Here is a 15588-nt window from a genome sequence, read left to right on the forward strand (position 1 = left end):
CACCATGGCGCAGAGGTATTTGGCTGAAGACGTACCCGAAAGCCTTTCGGCTTGCCATAAGGTGTTTGGCTAGGTGATACAAACCACTTAAACACGGCTAGTTGCACTGCTGATAGTGGCACCCGACGGAATTCTGTAACGTTTATCCAGAATCCCGTACAGCCAACGGCCCTTGTGAGCTGTTGATTTGTAGGGAGGGAGGTAATTTCCCTTACGCCCGACGTTTACGCTATGAATCAGCAAGATATAGTGTGCGGAATGATGGTTGATGAGGCTACGGCCACGCATCGTTCGCACTTCCATGATAAAGAGTACGTTTTTTGCTCCGCAAACTGCCAACATAAGTTTGAGGCAAACCCTACCCAATACGTTGCCGCCGAACCGGCAGCATCTCCGGCGGCCGCAGCAACCCGGCAGGCTGAATCAGCCAGGGAGCAGGTAGCTCCGCCCACCCAGGCCCCCGCCGATACTGCGCTGGCTACCCTTGATATCGAGGGGATGACCTGTGCCTCCTGTGCCTCCTTCGTGGAGAAGTCATTGTCGCGTACGCCGGGCGTACACAAAGCCTTAGTGAACTACGCCACTGAGCGGGCCACCGTGGAGTACCTGCCTACCCAAGCCTCGCCGGAAACGTTGAAAGAGGCCGTGATGAAGGCCGGCTACGGAGTAGCGGCCCCTGCCGCCCCCGATACCAGCGCCGCCGACCGCCAGGCTGAGCTAGACCAGCAGAAAGCCGTGGCCTACCAAAAGCTTAAGCGCCGCCTGTGGGTGGCGGTGGGACTGGCTGCTCTGGTTATGCTGCTCACCATGGTTATGCTATGGCCCGCATTAGCCGCCCGTATCAATATGCAAGGGCTCAACTATGTGCTGCTGGGTCTTACCCTGCCAGTACTACTGTACAGCGGCCGGGAGTTTTATACGTCTGCCTGGAACGCCTTCCTGCACCGGGCGGCCAATATGGACACTCTTATTGCAGTGGGTACCGGTGCAGCTTTCCTGTATAGCCTGGCGGCCACCGTGGCGCCGCAGTTCTTTATGCAGCATGGCCTTATGCCGGAGGTGTATTATGATACTACTGCCACCATTATCGCCCTGATTCTGGTGGGGAAGGTGCTAGAGCAACGGGCTAAAACCCAAACCTCCGCCGCCATTAAGTCGCTGATGAGTCTGCAGGCTAAAACCGCCCGCGTAGTGCACGGAGAGCAGGAAATTGACCTCCCCATTGAGCAGGTGCGCCCTGGCGATGTAGTAGTAGTGCGCCCCGGAGAAAAGGTAGCCACCGATGGCGTAGTGGTGCTGGGCCACTCCGCCGTGGATGAAGCCATGCTCACGGGCGAGAGTCTGCCAGTGGAGAAAAAGACTGGCGACAGCGTTTTTGGGGCTACGCTGAATAAAACCGGCTCTTTCCGTTTTCGCGTTACCAAAGTAGGCGCCGAAACCATGCTGTCGCAGATTGTGAAGCTGGTGGAGGATGCGCAAGGTAGCCGGGCGCCCATTCAGCGCCTCGCCGATAAGGTTAGCGCCGTATTCGTGCCCACGGTGGTTTGCATCGCCATCCTCACCTTCGTGCTTTGGTTTGACCTGGCCCCCGTTGCAACGCGGTTTCCACTGGCTCTGGTCAACTTTGTAGCCGTATTAATCATTGCCTGCCCTTGCGCACTGGGGTTAGCTACACCCACCGCCATCATGGTGAGCACCGGTAAGGGCGCCGAAAATGGGGTGCTCATCCGCAACGCCGAAGCCCTGGAGAAAGCGCACCAGGTCACTACCATCTTGCTTGATAAAACCGGCACTATTACCCGCGGAGAGCCCGCCGTAACGGACGTGCTTGTAGCCGCGACTTATGATATCAACCAAGTGCTCCAGCTAGTGGCAGCCGTGGAGCGTCAGTCTGAGCACCCGCTGGCGGAGGCCGTAGTACGGTATGCGGAGGCTGAGCAGGTGCCCCGCGCGGCAGTGGAAGGCTTTCGGGCCGTGGAAGGGCGCGGTGCTACCGCCACCGCAAACGGGGAGCAGGTACTTATTGGCAACCAGCGCCTGCTCACAGAAGCAGGGGTAGAGCTGTCTGCGGAGCTGGCAGCACAAGCCAACGAGTTGCTGGGCCAGGCTAAAACAGTACTATACGTTGCCATTGGGGGACAGGCCGCCGCCCTAATTGGCGTAGCCGATACGGTGCGCGAAACCTCAGCTGCCGCAATTCACCGCTTGCAGACTATGGGCCTGGAAGTGGTAATGATGACGGGCGACAATCCGCAGACCGCCGAAAAAATTGCGCACCAGGTGGGCATTAAGCGGTTTTTTGCCGAAGTGCTACCCCAGGATAAGGCCGGCAAGGTGCAGGAGCTACAGGCTGAAGGCCGCGTGGTGGCCATGGTGGGCGACGGCATCAATGATGCCCCCGCGCTAGCGCAGGCCGATATTGGCCTGGCCATGGGGGCTGGCACCGACGTAGCTATGGAAGCCGCCGGCATCACGCTCATGCGCTCTGACTTGCAGGGCGTAGTAACGGCCATTCAGCTGTCTAAGCAGACCATCCGAACCATCCGGCAGAACCTGTTTTTTGCCTTCATCTACAATGTGCTGGGCATTCCTATTGCGGCAGGGGTACTGTATCCGCTGTTCGGCATTGCCCTTTCACCCATGCTGGCCGCCGGGGCCATGGCCCTGAGCTCCGTATCGGTGCTTACCAATTCACTGCGGCTGCGCTCCTTTGAAGGGGCTAAGTCATAAGCATGCTACTTCCCCCTATGGAAAGTCCTGAAATACTAGTAACCCTGGTAGGCCTGAGCCTCATTGCTTTTGTGCTGTGGTACTTCTTTTTCTCAACCCGTGAGGCGGTGAGTGCGGTATCTTCCTCCTCGGGGGTGCAGGAGGTTGATATCACTGTGAAAGGAGGCTACTCACCCGATGTAATTGAGGTGGAAAAGGGCAAGCCTGTGCAGCTGCATTTTTACCGCGATGAAGAAGCCAGCTGCTCCGAAGAAGTGTTGTTTCCTGATTTCGGGATTCGGCGGGAGCTGCCGGCCTTTCAGACTACGCTCATTGAGCTGCTGCCCCAGCAGGCTGGCAGGTTTGAGTTTACCTGCGGCATGGGCATGCTACGCGGCAGCTTGGTGGTGAAATAAGGTGGCGTGCCAGCCGCTTGCCTATTCCTCTACCAGCAAGGTGCTGGGATGGTGAGCCTGGTGACGGTGCAACACACCTAAAATGGTAAGGCGCTTATTTCTGAACCTGATCCAGCCCAGTACAACCGTGCCAAGGCCAACGGGCACCAGTATTACGCCCACCCACACATAGAAATTGCCCCGGAAAAAGTTAATCAGAGAAAAACCGGCCACCACCAGCGCAATGCCGGTGCGTAGGTAAGCCAGAACCGTCCGCTCATTGGCTAAACGGGTGCGTTCCAGGGCCAGCCGGTCGCTGATGCCCAGTGTGGCATCAGGGTGGGCGCCAGGCAAGGCGTGAGAAACCAGAGGAGAGGAGGCCACAGGCAAAGATGAGTTCAGACGGGATGTTTAGCCCTAGCAGGTAAACGCTTTTTCTACGTGAGCCGCCCCGGCCAGAGTTACTTCAGGCCAACAACCAGCCTGGCGTAAACTGGCTGTATTAGCCTGAGAAGTGGCCTAGGCCTGCGTAGCAGAACCTCTTTACCACTAGCCGGCCTTGTGGTAAAAGTATTCCTGCGGTTTGGTAGCCCCTGCCTGCTGACGGTATTCGGCCTCCTGCGCACGTAATTCTATCCGCCTGATTTTACCGCTGATAGTTTTGGGCAGCTCCGTTACAAACTCCAGAATGCGCGGCATCTTGTACGGCGCCAGCTGCTCACGGCAAAACCGGAACAGCTCGGTGGCCGTAGCGGCAGAGGCCTGCGCCGACGGGTGTAGAATGATAAAAGCCTTGATTTCGTGACCCTTAATTGGGTGGGGTGAGCCAACAACTGCCGCTTCTACCACGGCCGGGTGCTCCACCAGCGCACTTTCTACCTCAAACGGCCCCACCCGATAGTCCGATGACTTTATTACGTCATCATCGCGGCCAACAAACCACAGGTAGCCATCGGGAGTGCGGTAGGCTTTGTCGCCGGTGTAATATAGGCCGTGCTGAAACACACTGGCCCCGCGCTCCGGCTCCCCGAAATATTCCTTAAAAATGCCGTTGGGCCGGCCGGTATCCATGCGCACGGCAATGTGCCCTTCCTCGTAGGGAGCTAATTCCTGGCCTTGTTCATCCGCAATTACTACCTTATACAGAAAAGAGGGCTGGCCCATCGAGCCCAGCTTAACCTCACTAGTGGGAAGGTTATACACCATGGCGGTGCTTTCTGTTTGCCCGTACCCATCCCTAATAAGCCGCCCCGTGCCCCGCTGCCAGGCATCAATAACCTCGGGGTTGAGGGGCTCACCGGCACTCACGCACTCCCGAAACGTAAACCGGTAGGCCTGTAGGTCTTCCTGAATAAGAAGGCGCAGCACCGTGGGAGGAGCGCAAAACGTAGTAACACCCTGTTGCGCTAGTACTTTCAGAAGGGGAGCAGCCGCAAATTTACCGCTTTGCCGGTACACCAATAGAGTGGCGCCTACGCTCAAGGGAGCAAAAAAACTACTCCAGGCAAACTTAGCCCAGCCAGCCTGCGAGATGTTGCAGTGGATATCGTGGGGGCGGATGCCAATCCAGGCGGCGGTGCTGAGGTGGCCTACGGGGTAGGAGAAGTGGGTGTGCGTTACAATCTTAGGCATACCCGTAGTGCCCGAGGTGAAGAATAGAAACAGCGGGTCGTCGGCGTGCGTGGCTTCAGCTGTGGCGGTAGAAGCTTCCGCAGCACAGTCGGAGAAAAGTACCCAGCCCGGCCGGGCTCCTTCACCAACCAGCATTTTAAGCTGAATGCGCTGGCCTACCTGCTGCTCAGCTAAATCAATCTTTTCAGCATTCTCCGCATCGGCAACTACCACCGCGGGCAGCAAACGCCCGAAGCGGTAGGCCAGGTCAGGTACCGACATAATGGTGGCCGTGGGAATGAGCACCTGTCCACCCTTAATACCCGCCAGGTAAGTGAACCACAGTTCGGCCACTACGGGCACCATCAGCAGCACCGCATCACTAGGCTTTACCTCATGCCGGCGCCAGAAATTAAGCAATTGGTTGGCCTGCTGGCTTAGTGCGGAGTAGCTAAAATGCTGCTCCTCGCCATCGTCACCCACCAGCACCAACGCCTCCTTTTCCGGGTGCTGGGCAGTATGTAGCCCCTCAAATATCTCAGCGGTCCAGTTGAAATATTCTGGCTTTGGTACGGGCACCGTTGCCAGCTCAGCGTAGGTTTGGCTGGCCGTAATGCGTTGGAACTCCTGAAAGTAGCTTTTCATGGGTAGGGCAGCAGCAAATATTGGGGCGCTATAGTACGAAAGTGCCCGGAAACCAGCCTAGCCTTGCAGCGCAGATATTGCCGCCAGACCGTATAAGCCGTAATGCCATAGCCCCACGGACAGAAGGCCCGCTAGTAAGCAGGCCTTCTGTCCGTGGGGCGTATTGTGTGTTGCCGGGGGCAGTGTGCACTGGCACATAGGCGTGCAGAAGCGATAATTAGCCCTCATTCAGTAGAACCAGGGCCAGGGGGTAAAACTTGATCTTGAGCAGCGTCAAGCTCATCAAGCTGCCTGAGTTCCTCCACAATCTGGTCGGGATTGAATAGGCCGGTGATGGCCGCGAGCTGTTCCAGTGATGAATCACTATCGGACTTTTCGGGCTGTTCCGGAGTCTCTGGGAAGGGAAGTGGGGTAGTGCTCATACCCCCTGCGTACGCAAAAGTGGCTTACGCGGGCATGTATTGCTGGGCGGCTTCCAGCAACGTATCGGCATTCATACTGGCACCTTGTTCCAGCAACTGCGCGCAATACTGATGCACTTGCACCTCCTGCACCAGCCCCAAGTGGGCGTGCTGCTCATAGCGAGCAACTATTAGCTGGGCCAGCAAAATAGCGGCAGTGCTCATTTGCCCTTTCTGCAGGGCAGTGCGAAATGAATCTTCGGTAGGAAACATGAGGCAGATATTCAGGTGCGCGTGGAGCTCGGCAACAAGCATACCATTCGCTTCGCCTCCCAATTACGGGAAGTGTCTTACTACCTTACCGGTTAACAAAGTGAATAGGCGTTTTTTCAACGTAGAGAGTCTTTTATAGCGCACTCAGGAGCAGGTAAAAGCCACAATGTTGTACCCATATGGCGAAGAGGTAGCTCAAGCCACCCGGCGCCCGGCTTCCAAATCAAGCAGCCACTGTTTGCGCCACAGGCCCCCGGCGTAGCCCGTGAGGTGCCCGTCGGCACCAAGTACTCGGTGGCAGGGAATTAGAATAGCCACGCGGTTCATGCCATTGGCTGAGGCAACAGCCCGCACGGCGGAGGGGCGCTGTAAGGCCTGTGCCTGCTGGCCATAGGAGCGGGTAGTGCCGTACGGAATAGCCTGCAGCTCTTGCCACACTGCCTGTTGAAATGGGGTGCCGGGCGTAAACAACGGCACGGTAAACTCTTGCCGGGTGCCGGCAAAGTATTCTGCCAGCTGAGCGCGTAGCACGCTGAAATAGGGATTATCACCCTGAATAATGGGAGCATTAAGCCGACGAGCCAGGTCTTTCAACTCTGTTTCCAGCATCCGGCGGTCGGTAAACTCCAGCAGACAAACGCCTTGCTCCGTTGCGCAGGCCAGCATGGTGCCAAGGGGCGTTTCTAGGCGGGTAAGCTGAATGAGTTGCTGTTGCCGGCTCTGCTGAGGTGAAACTCCAAACACCGCTTTAAAGGAGTCCTGAAATCCGCTCAATGATTCATAGCCACTCTCAAAGGCCGCTGCCGTAACCGATTCTCCGCCCTGAAGCTTTTTGAAGGCTACATTGATCCGGTTAAGCCGTTGGTAGGCCTGAAACGTAATGCCGTGCTGACGCTGAAACCACCGCCGCACGGTTGCCGGCTCCATCCCTTTTTGGCGCAAGGCCTCATCGGTGATTTTCACGGCGGGCTGCTGGGCAAGTGCTTCCAGCAAGGCCTGAATCCCCGCGGGAGTGGCATCGGGGGCCCGCAGGGGAGCACATACTTTGCAGGGCCGGTACCCCCGGAGCATAGCCTGTTTTGCCGTGGCAAAAAACTCTACGTTTTCTGGTTTGGGTTTGCGGGCCGTGCACGTGGGCCTGCAGAATATGCCCGTAGTTTTTACCGCCGCAATAAAGCGGCCTTCGTACGTAGCGTCTTTGGCCACAAGCGCCTGATAGCACTCGGCGGAAGAAGGAAAAAACAACGACTCCATGTGTGATAAGTGGGTAGCGTGAACAAGTGTGCTAACTGCTAGCATAGGCAAAGCAAGCTGAGCTACCACCGTTCCGCAACCGAAAAATAGACAAGCATTTTTATTCCTCTTGTCGGCAGAGAAGGCTGCTTGTATTTGGATAAGGCCTCAGCAACAGGAGGTTAGAATACCTGATGCTAAGCTTTGTATATTGATTGTCAATGGTTTGATAAATAAATAGTTATGCCTATAAAAAGGTGGTATTTAAACGATGTTTTGTAGCGCATAGGCAAACATGCAAGCCTTCACACTTCAATGATCACTCGCATCCTTGCGTGCTTGAGTGGGTGCCAGGCCACTTCAGCAGGCGGCAATTAAGCGGGCTTTAGTGGCTGATAGAAGGCGCGAGTTATTTAGTCTGAAAGGTAAAACCTGACAGTCAGGGCAGATACGTTCCGTAAGGGTTTCCTAATCGCACGTTCATAGCTTTACTGGGCAGCATTGAAAGCAACTCGCGAGACCGTCATGCTTTGTCTCTGCTCAGATCGGTGGCAGTTTTTCACCTAACCCCAGCCGTATCCATAGCCTGGCGTAGCATTAGGATAGTAGCCTCAGGGAGAAACTTCTGTGGGAGAAGCTTACTCGGCCAGTTGATGCAGGGGGCTGATGGGTTCGGGCCTGGTTGGGACGGTGCCATCGGGGCGGACCCATGGACGCAGGGGCGCTAGCGGTAGCCGAAGCAAATCTTTAATTGTTTGCGCATCCGCGTCGGGGAAGGCGGGCGTGCCAATGGTAATCTGTTGCTGAGGCACGTTGAGGCGTAAGGTGTGATGCAGCCGGTCCCAAAGAGTGAGGCCTACGCCAAAGTTACTTTGCGTTTCGCGGTGCACTACTGAGTGATGAATGCCATGCGCCCGGGGCGTTACCAGCCATTTCACTACGTGGCGCTCTAAGTTGAGTGGCAGCCGTAAGTTACTATGATGAAATGCCGTGCACGCTTCAAAGGCCACCTCGTAGGCCAGTACCGTGCCTGGCCTGACACCCAGCAGGGCCGGTAACCCAGCCCGGTAAGGGATACTCGCCAGCATCTCACCAAAGTGAAAGCGCCAGGCTGTGGTCAGGTCCATGTCAAGATCAATGTGGTGCACCCGATGCAAACGCCACAGCACCGGGGCATGCAGCAGCCGGTGCCAGGTATAGGCCACGTAATCAAGCACCAACAGCTCGGCCGTTATCCGCAGGGGTGGGGGTAGCCGCAGCAACAGCCCAAAGCCCCTACGGGTGGCCCAGTAGGTAAGCCCCGCCAGCGCGGGTAACAGCGTAAAGCGCATGGCCACCAGCGAAGGGGCAGCCAGCCCCAAGTTGCGCGACCAGCGTTCTGTCCGGGGCCGGGTACGCCGCCGCAGTGGACGGATGGTTTCCAGCACCAGCAATGCCAGCCCTACTGCCACCAAAGTGGGCGTAGCCCACCGATCAAAGCGCTTTAAAAGTGAGGCTACGGAAGGTTGCTTGGGCATGGCGAGGGCCAACTTGATGAGTAGGAGACAAACGAGGCTGGCATCATCCGAACCTCCCATAAGCACTCAGTAAACCACGCCAACCTAATCCGACTCGTTCACGGCATTTTGTGTATCAGGTGCTGCTCCACCAGTAGTGGGTTTAGGGCTATTCAGGCCCAGATCCTTGGTTTGTGAGGAAGACGGTTGTGTATAGTCGGCACCGCCATACCCACCGGTAAAGGCATTTTGGTCGGAGGGTAGCGCTCGGTCTGACAGATCTTCGTGGCCTCCGCTGGCACCTAGGCCACCTCGGTGCCCACTTTGATCATAGCCACGGTCTTCGTCGTTGTTAAAGCCTGCCCGACCCATACCCTCGCCCGCACCTACGGCGCCGGAATTGTCGCCGCTGCCGGTGGCACCTTGGCGCCGTTGCTGATCAAATTCTGAGCCTTGCTGGGGAGCGGCGGTGCCTCCTGGTGTGGCCTCAGTAGAGCCAGGATGCCGTAAGGCTACCTGGTCGCGGTAGTTACCTGGGTCGGCCAGTACCGATGACATATCACGCGGATCGGCCTCCGGCGAGGCTCCGGGGCCTTGGTCGGCGCCCAGCTTGGCAGGATCAGTGGCACTGTTCTGTTCGTTTGAGGGATGGAAGTTAGTGGCCATAGTAGGGTGGAGGTTAAGCAGTTTCAGAGTAGTGGGAAATCTACTTATCCTACTGACCTCGCCCCGGAAGGTTGCACGCTGCCAGTGCGGTAGCACAGCAAGTAGCTTCAATAAAACGAGTTGAACCAGCCTTTATCACTTAACCCCCGGCAGAGCTTACTTGAGCCACAAGTGCCAGCCTCAGTGCGTTTTAAATACTTTGTTCAGGAAATCAATCGTGTACTGCACCGTGGGCTCAAACCACGGATTGAATAAGGGAAAGGGGTGAGGGGCCTCCGGGAACTGGTGCATCTCAGTGTAAACACCATACTGTTCGAGCTTTCGTCGCACATCATCGCGGCCAGCGTGCATACGGTCTACCCCGCTGTTTATGAACAGCATAGGTGGGGTTTGCGCACTCACATGAGTTAAGGCTGACGCTTGCTCCCACAGCTCAGGGTGTTCAGTCTTGGGGCTGCCAAACCAGTAGGTGGCTGCCGAGGTATTCTTCCGATCATCTCCTTCCCCAGACTCCGGGTGAATGAACGCCAGGATGCCGTCTGCATCCACAATGGCCTGTACATTGCTGCTGTGCGTGGGGTAGCAGGTGTTATCCTCAAAGAGGGAGGCTCCATTGGTTGTGCCCACCAGTGCCGCCAACTGCCCACCCGCCGAAAATCCCCACACGGCAATCCGGGTGGTATCAATGGAATACTTATGGGCGTTGGCCCGCATCCACCGGATGGCCGCTTTGAGGTCTAGTACGGCGGCGGGGTACGGCGCTTCCGTTGAGAGGCGGTACTCAGCTGTTACGGCTACGTACCCTTTGCCCGCCAGCTGTTGGGCCAGCGGCACATGCTGGCTTCGGTCGCCGGAGCGCCACCCACCGCCGTGCACAATAAGCACGGCGGGTACTAGCTGCCGGCGCTTATGTTTGGTATAAAACACATCCAGTTGGAGTGCGTGAGTGCCGCGGGTACAGTATGCAACATTGGCCTGGCTCTTAACGCCCCGCGGCACGAGCGGACGGGCAATACTGATGTTAGGGTACTGCTTCTTGGCCTTGGTGTAGGCACTATGGGTGCTGAAGGAAGTATCGCGGGGGGCCGGGAGTTGCTGGGCAGTAGCTGGGGAGGTTAGCATCAGCAGAAGCAGCAACACTACAATGGAGCTGAAGTGGCCTAGTGCCCTTACGATATGGTGCATAGTAGATAGTCAGAAATGAACCCAAAGCCCGGCTACTAAACTACAAGAAACACGCTTTCCTCTCTGCTTATAAGTGGCAATACCTCACTGCTACTACGCCTACTGCCAGCAGAGCCTGGTCATAGTAGTTCCGTTAACTTCTCGAGAGCAAGCCCTTACCTTACAAGGGTAAATAGGACTTTATACTACGGAGTTGCCTTTTAAAGGTAAGCCCACTCGCGTAATCTTCAGATGTAACTACGAAGGGTAGCTACCGGCCTGTAAGTTAGCTCAAATCAATTCAGGCGCAGTGGTAGGGATTGAGTTAGGCAAGAGCATGTGAAGCCTTAATTTGGTTAGCGGTAAAGTTTAGTTAGTCAGGCATTTGTGCAATTATAAGCGCGATAAATACGGGTTTTTATACATACCTGTATAGAATTCAGGCAGCGTAAATCCGAAGTCAAACTGCGGTTCGTAGCTGAGATATGTAATTTTTTTTCATGCTTAAATCCTACCTACATGACTGAGCTTTTTAACGAGAGTTCCGCGGCTGCATTGCCTGAAGGCAACGCCAGCACACCATTAAAGCGCCGATCATTTTTGCGCTTTACCGGGGCCGGAGTAGTATTGACAGGACTGGTACTAGCCGGCTGCGACGACAACCAGCTAGACAAGGAGCTAAGTGAGGCGGCGAGTAGTGACAGCAAGGATGACAATAACCGCGTAGTAAATGTAGGAAGCGGCGACTTTGGTATCCTGAACTTTGCCTATGCTCTGGAGCAATTGGAAGCTGCTTTTTATGCCGAAGTATTGCGCGGAGGGTACTTTGCTTCTGCCTCGCCGGCAGAAAAGTCAGTCTTCAAGGATATTGAGGCTCATGAGCGCATCCACCGGGAGTTTCTAAAAGCGGGCATTGCTGCTAACGGCGGAACCCCCATCGAAGATCTGGAGCCCGACTTCTCAAGCGTCAACTTCGGTAGCCGCACCAGCGTGCTGGCAACTGCCAAGGCTTTTGAAGACCTGGGAGTAGCGGCATACAACGGGGCGGGCCCGCTCATCAGCAACCCGGTTTACCTAGGCCTTGCCGGCAAAATTGTGTCGGTGGAGGCGCGCCACGCGGCGCTTATCCGCGACCTGATTCAGTACAACACCTTCGTTACGCCGGATATTGTGGATCCCAGCACCAGCGTAGAAAGATCGTTGCGCCCCTCCCAGGTAGCATCCATGGCCAATAAGTACCTCAAGCCCGGATCTAAAATCAACGTCAGCAAGCTACCCCGCGAGTAGGGTAGGTTTTCATTTCTGTTCTCATATCGTTCAAAAACCTACCCATGAATATCCTCAACCTGATTTCTGAAATCGAGCGTGTAGACCCGGAAGTCTATGAGCGGCTTGATCAGCGGCGCCAGATGTTTCGCCATTTTGCGGGCTTCGGTAAGAAGCTAGCCGTAGCGGCTGTGCCGCTGGCAATGGGCTCCATGCTCCAGAAAGCCTACGGCAAACCCAAATCCACGGGCCTGAGTGAGCAGATTGTTTACGTTCTCAACTTTGCCCTCGGCCTCGAATACCTCGAGTACTACTTTTATCAGATGGGGCTTGACGCCCCGGGCCTGCTTACGGGCTCGGCGCGCGAGTCTGTAACTATAATTCGCAACGATGAGCGCAATCACGTAGATTTTCTGCGGAGTGTGCTGGGCAGTGCAGCCATTCCAGACCCCGGCGCCAGAGCTTTCGACTATACCGGCTCTAAGGGGGGCAAGAGGCCAGCTTTGTTTCCTGATGTGTTTACTAACGCAGGAACCTACTTTGCCGTAGCCCAGGCCTTTGAGGATACGGGCGTTAGGGCGTATAAAGGAGGGGCTCCACTGCTCATCAGCAACAATACTATTCTGGAGGCTGCTCTGGGCATTCACTCCGTAGAGGCTCGCCATGCCTCCCACATCCGCACCATGCGGAGGGGCGGCCCACAGGGCTTACCCGGTCCGCTTACTTCCAACCCCAAAAGTTGGATATCCGGCGACGACAACGGCGGGCCGGCACCCATGTACACTGCCCCCGTTTACGGCCCCGGCATGCCCGCCGAAACGTACCCTAGTGAGGCTAACGTAACGCAAGCGGGCGTTAATCTGGTCACGGCTTTCGGCGTGACAATGGCAGAGGCCTCCGAAGCGTTTGATGAACCCCTGGACCCCGACACGGTACTGGCAATTGCCGGTAACTTCATTAAGTAACGTACTCATATAGTAATTGCAAGAGCGTGTTGCCACACCTGACGGGCAGCACGCTCTTGTGTGTTTAGGCCACCTGCAAACCCAATGGGTAGGCAGTAGTCTGATGGGGTAGTGGTATGCTGGATGCCAACGCTAGCCCTGAGCACTCCGTATAGCAGAGCATCCTTTCTCCCGATCAACTAGCCTAACCCCACTTGCTATGAACACGCGCAATGAAACCCCCGACGCCTCACAATCAGCCGAACAACGCCAGCCTGAGGGCCAGCAGTTTCCCGGTAGCCACGACACCGGCATGAACGCCGATGATAATTCCGGCAGCGGGGGCACTGAAGGCGGCCAGGAAATCAAAGGTGCCCGAGTGCGCTCTGGGGCCCCTAACTATGACGCCCCCGGCAATGCTCAGGATGGCGATGTAGGGGGTAACAGTATCAGCAGCGGCTCCGGCGTATCTGGCGGCGAAACAGGCAAAGTAACCCTGTAAGTGGCCTAGCCCACACTACTATATATACTACAAGGCCCTGCGCATGCTTCAGCAAGCACGTGCAGGGCCTTGCTATTGAATGAATAGCTGTCATAGGTACTAGCTTTCATTGCAGTAGGCCTGTTCTTGAAAATACACAATTAATTGTTAGCTTGTTGTGTCTCTAACACATATTGAACTCTATGAAATGCTTTTTTGCACTATTTTTTCTTTTATCAGCGCAATTTGCACAGGCTCAAATGAGTCTGCTGCTGGGCGGCACCCGGCTGGCCGTAAGTGCGGCCAGCATGGCGGCTCGGCAGAAAAAAGCCGGAAAATCACATCCGGCACCCACAAAAAATGCCGCTTCTGCCAGTGCATCGGTACCTGGTGCTGGAGCTGCACCGGTTACGGGGCTTGGGGTAACGTCCTTCAGCTACAAGGGGCAAACAGTACCGGTTAAACGCACCACCCCGGAAACTTTTAAAGGCAAAGGAGGTCCTGAAATTCAGGCCCTGGAAGCCCTGCTGGCTGAACGCCACATGGCCCTGCTGGCAGATTCAGTGCAGTCTTTCCTGCCAGCCGCTCAGCATGAGGCTATTGTTGAGGCAACCCGTAAAGCTGTTGCTACGCGCCCAAACTGGAATTACGCTCCTTATCGGCAAGAACTGGCGTTCTATGAGAAGGAGGAGGCACGCCGCCAGCAAAAGCTACAGCTTGCTCCCAACAGCGCTAAATAACGGCTTGGTTCTTTGCGCCGCACTCAAAAAGGCCCGCTCCTGAACTTGATAGGAACGGGCCTTTCTGAGTGAGACGCAATAGGGTAAGTGGCCCTATTCCTTGGCTTTGCCTGGGTGTGAGCCTCCCTGCACAGCTCTGATTTTCTCCGCTACCTCCACCATAGGAGCCACCCAAATATCTTTCTCGTGGGCCTTCAGGTAGCGCAACAACTGGCGGTGCGCTTTCAGATCAACATTAAGACCGTGGCCGCCGCCCACACCATGAAACAGGAACACCAACAGCGTGTGCGACTGCTGGGCCTTTTTCACCAGATCAATCAGCTGCTCGCCCGTTTGGCCATTAATCATGTAGCTATCAATGTTGGTTAAATCAACCTCGGCCGCGGTTTGTAGGCCACCTGTTACGCCGCGGGCACCCACAAAATCATTCTTCAGCTGGTCGTAAAACTTCACGCCCCCAATCTGCAGGTCGCCGCACGGATAGGCGAAGGTGCGGGCGGTTTTACCGTCGATAGCATTCAGCAGGACATTATTGGCCCGTATCTCACTTACGGCCCGGCTCACGGTGTATTTGCTTAGGTCGTTGTCGGGAGTCACAAAGCTGCGGCCGGGCAAGCTGCCGTCGCAGGGGTGCATGAGGGCGTGGTTACCTAGCTCATGTCCCCGCTGAGCGGCCCGCCGCCACTCTGGCAAGCGTTTAGCCACTACCGGCGACGACCCAATCAGGTAGAACGTGCCCCGGAATTTCATGGAGTCGAGGGCGGGCACCGCGTTGTCGAGGTCCACATCAATGGCGTCGTCGTAGGTGAGTACTACGGCGCACTGCTTGTTGTTCCAAGTGGTGGCGGGCTGGCTTTGGGCCAGGCTGGCAACGGAGGTGGCCATTAGGGTGACCGAAGCTACTATGAGCTGTTTGAGCATGGAGAACAACGTAGTTGGGGGGGCTACACTAGTGAAGTTGCTACAAGAGTAAAGCTAATGGCCGCACACACTCGCAGCTGGGGCAAAGTCTATTTCTTGAGTACCAGTTCCGCCTTTTCAATTTTTAAGCTGGGGTTGTCAGCAGCCACCAACCGGGCTCTGAAAAGGTAAGTAGCATTTTCTGGAACTGTAAATGCCGCGTTTTTTCCTGAGAAGCGCCAGTTGGTTTTGCCGTTGATAGAGGTTTTTACTTCTCCAATGGTGATGTTTTTATCAGTGGGGTCAATGGCGAGTTGGTTGAAGGCTTTTCCGTCCTTTAGCATCTCAACCTGAAACTGCACGGGCGCCTCTCCCTCATACGCCATGTCCATATCTGACCACACGGCTATATTTTCGTCTTTTTTCAATTGTACTGAAACCTCCCTAACCACTTCGTGCCCCTGTGTGCTAATGGCATTAATAGGGAGGCGCGCTATTTCCTTCCCGAATACTGCATCGCAGGAGCTAAGAGGCGGTACTAGCAGCAGGGTTGTGCTTAGCTTTACTAGTAGGGGTAGTTGGTACTGTTGCTTCATGTGCTTGTCTGGGAGTTAAAAGACAAGCTTAGGCGTTTTTCAGTAGACAACCCATCTCCGGGGACTAC

15 protein-coding genes are annotated in these 15588 nt (G+C 55.8%); 6 read left to right on the plus strand and 9 right to left on the minus strand.

Annotated features, from left to right (window positions below; all coding sequences use genetic code 11):
* Positions 1-231 precede the first annotated feature (231 nt).
* Positions 232-2730, plus strand: coding sequence for a heavy metal translocating P-type ATPase (locus HMJ29_RS16960; RefSeq protein WP_171592604.1), 2499 nt, complete (start codon positions 232-234; stop codon positions 2728-2730).
* Between the two features lie 17 nt (positions 2731-2747).
* Positions 2748-3125 (plus strand): cupredoxin domain-containing protein, encoded by a 378-nt coding sequence (locus HMJ29_RS16965; protein ID WP_171592605.1) that lies wholly within the window; start codon positions 2748-2750, stop codon positions 3123-3125.
* Between the two features lie 21 nt (positions 3126-3146).
* Here the strand turns inward: HMJ29_RS16965 and HMJ29_RS16970 are convergent, their stop codons facing one another.
* The 7 genes from HMJ29_RS16970 to HMJ29_RS17000 form a co-directional block, all read right to left on the minus strand.
* Positions 3147-3488 carry a DUF202 domain-containing protein gene (locus HMJ29_RS16970; RefSeq protein WP_171592606.1) on the minus strand — a complete coding sequence of 114 codons (342 nt, stop codon included), beginning with the start codon at positions 3486-3488 and terminating at the stop codon, positions 3147-3149.
* Between the two features lie 165 nt (positions 3489-3653).
* Positions 3654-5360 carry an acetate--CoA ligase gene (locus HMJ29_RS16975; RefSeq protein WP_171592607.1) on the minus strand — a complete coding sequence of 569 codons (1707 nt, stop codon included), beginning with the start codon at positions 5358-5360 and terminating at the stop codon, positions 3654-3656.
* Positions 5361-5806: 446 nt separating this feature from the next.
* On the minus strand, positions 5807-6034 hold the full coding sequence (locus HMJ29_RS16980; RefSeq protein WP_171592608.1) for a hypothetical protein: 228 nt from the start codon (positions 6032-6034) through the stop codon (positions 5807-5809).
* 195 nt (positions 6035-6229) lie between these two features.
* Positions 6230-7288: a bifunctional transcriptional activator/DNA repair enzyme AdaA gene (locus tag HMJ29_RS16985; protein ID WP_171592609.1), complete on the minus strand. Its 1059-nt coding sequence runs from the start codon at positions 7286-7288 to the stop codon at positions 6230-6232.
* Positions 7289-7905: 617 nt separating this feature from the next.
* On the minus strand, positions 7906-8784 hold the full coding sequence (locus HMJ29_RS16990) for a sterol desaturase family protein (RefSeq protein WP_171592610.1): 879 nt from the start codon (positions 8782-8784) through the stop codon (positions 7906-7908).
* A gap of 84 nt (positions 8785-8868) precedes the next feature.
* Positions 8869-9429 (minus strand): hypothetical protein, encoded by a 561-nt coding sequence (locus HMJ29_RS16995; protein WP_171592611.1) that lies wholly within the window; start codon positions 9427-9429, stop codon positions 8869-8871.
* A gap of 180 nt (positions 9430-9609) precedes the next feature.
* The gene (locus HMJ29_RS17000) at positions 9610-10614 is read right to left on the minus strand and encodes an alpha/beta hydrolase (protein WP_171592612.1); all 1005 of its coding nucleotides are present in this window, start codon (positions 10612-10614) and stop codon (positions 9610-9612) included.
* A gap of 498 nt (positions 10615-11112) precedes the next feature.
* Here HMJ29_RS17000 and HMJ29_RS17005 point away from each other — a divergent pair, with 498 nt between their 5' ends.
* The 4 genes from HMJ29_RS17005 (at position 11113) to HMJ29_RS17020 (ending at position 14024) form a co-directional block, all read left to right on the plus strand.
* Positions 11113-11880, plus strand: coding sequence for a ferritin-like domain-containing protein (locus tag HMJ29_RS17005; RefSeq protein ID WP_171592613.1), 768 nt, complete (start codon positions 11113-11115; stop codon positions 11878-11880).
* A gap of 44 nt (positions 11881-11924) precedes the next feature.
* Positions 11925-12824 (plus strand): ferritin-like domain-containing protein, encoded by a 900-nt coding sequence (locus tag HMJ29_RS17010; RefSeq protein ID WP_171592614.1) that lies wholly within the window; start codon positions 11925-11927, stop codon positions 12822-12824.
* Between the two features lie 199 nt (positions 12825-13023).
* Positions 13024-13305 carry a hypothetical protein gene (locus HMJ29_RS17015; RefSeq protein WP_171592615.1) on the plus strand — a complete coding sequence of 94 codons (282 nt, stop codon included), beginning with the start codon at positions 13024-13026 and terminating at the stop codon, positions 13303-13305.
* A 239-nt stretch (positions 13306-13544) separates the two neighbouring features.
* The gene (locus HMJ29_RS17020; protein ID WP_171592616.1) at positions 13545-14024 is read left to right on the plus strand and encodes a hypothetical protein; all 480 of its coding nucleotides are present in this window, start codon (positions 13545-13547) and stop codon (positions 14022-14024) included.
* Positions 14025-14117: 93 nt separating this feature from the next.
* On the opposite strand, the gene HMJ29_RS17025 is transcribed toward HMJ29_RS17020, so the two are convergent.
* Both HMJ29_RS17025 and HMJ29_RS17030 read right to left on the minus strand, forming a co-directional pair.
* Positions 14118-14945 carry a polysaccharide deacetylase family protein gene (locus tag HMJ29_RS17025; RefSeq protein ID WP_171592617.1) on the minus strand — a complete coding sequence of 276 codons (828 nt, stop codon included), beginning with the start codon at positions 14943-14945 and terminating at the stop codon, positions 14118-14120.
* Positions 14946-15034: 89 nt separating this feature from the next.
* The gene (locus HMJ29_RS17030; protein ID WP_171592618.1) at positions 15035-15520 is read right to left on the minus strand and encodes a hypothetical protein; all 486 of its coding nucleotides are present in this window, start codon (positions 15518-15520) and stop codon (positions 15035-15037) included.
* Positions 15521-15588: the final 68 nt, after the last annotated feature.

It is taken from the genome of Hymenobacter taeanensis, from assembly GCF_013137895.1.
Lineage (GTDB): Bacteria > Bacteroidota > Bacteroidia > Cytophagales > Hymenobacteraceae > Hymenobacter > Hymenobacter taeanensis.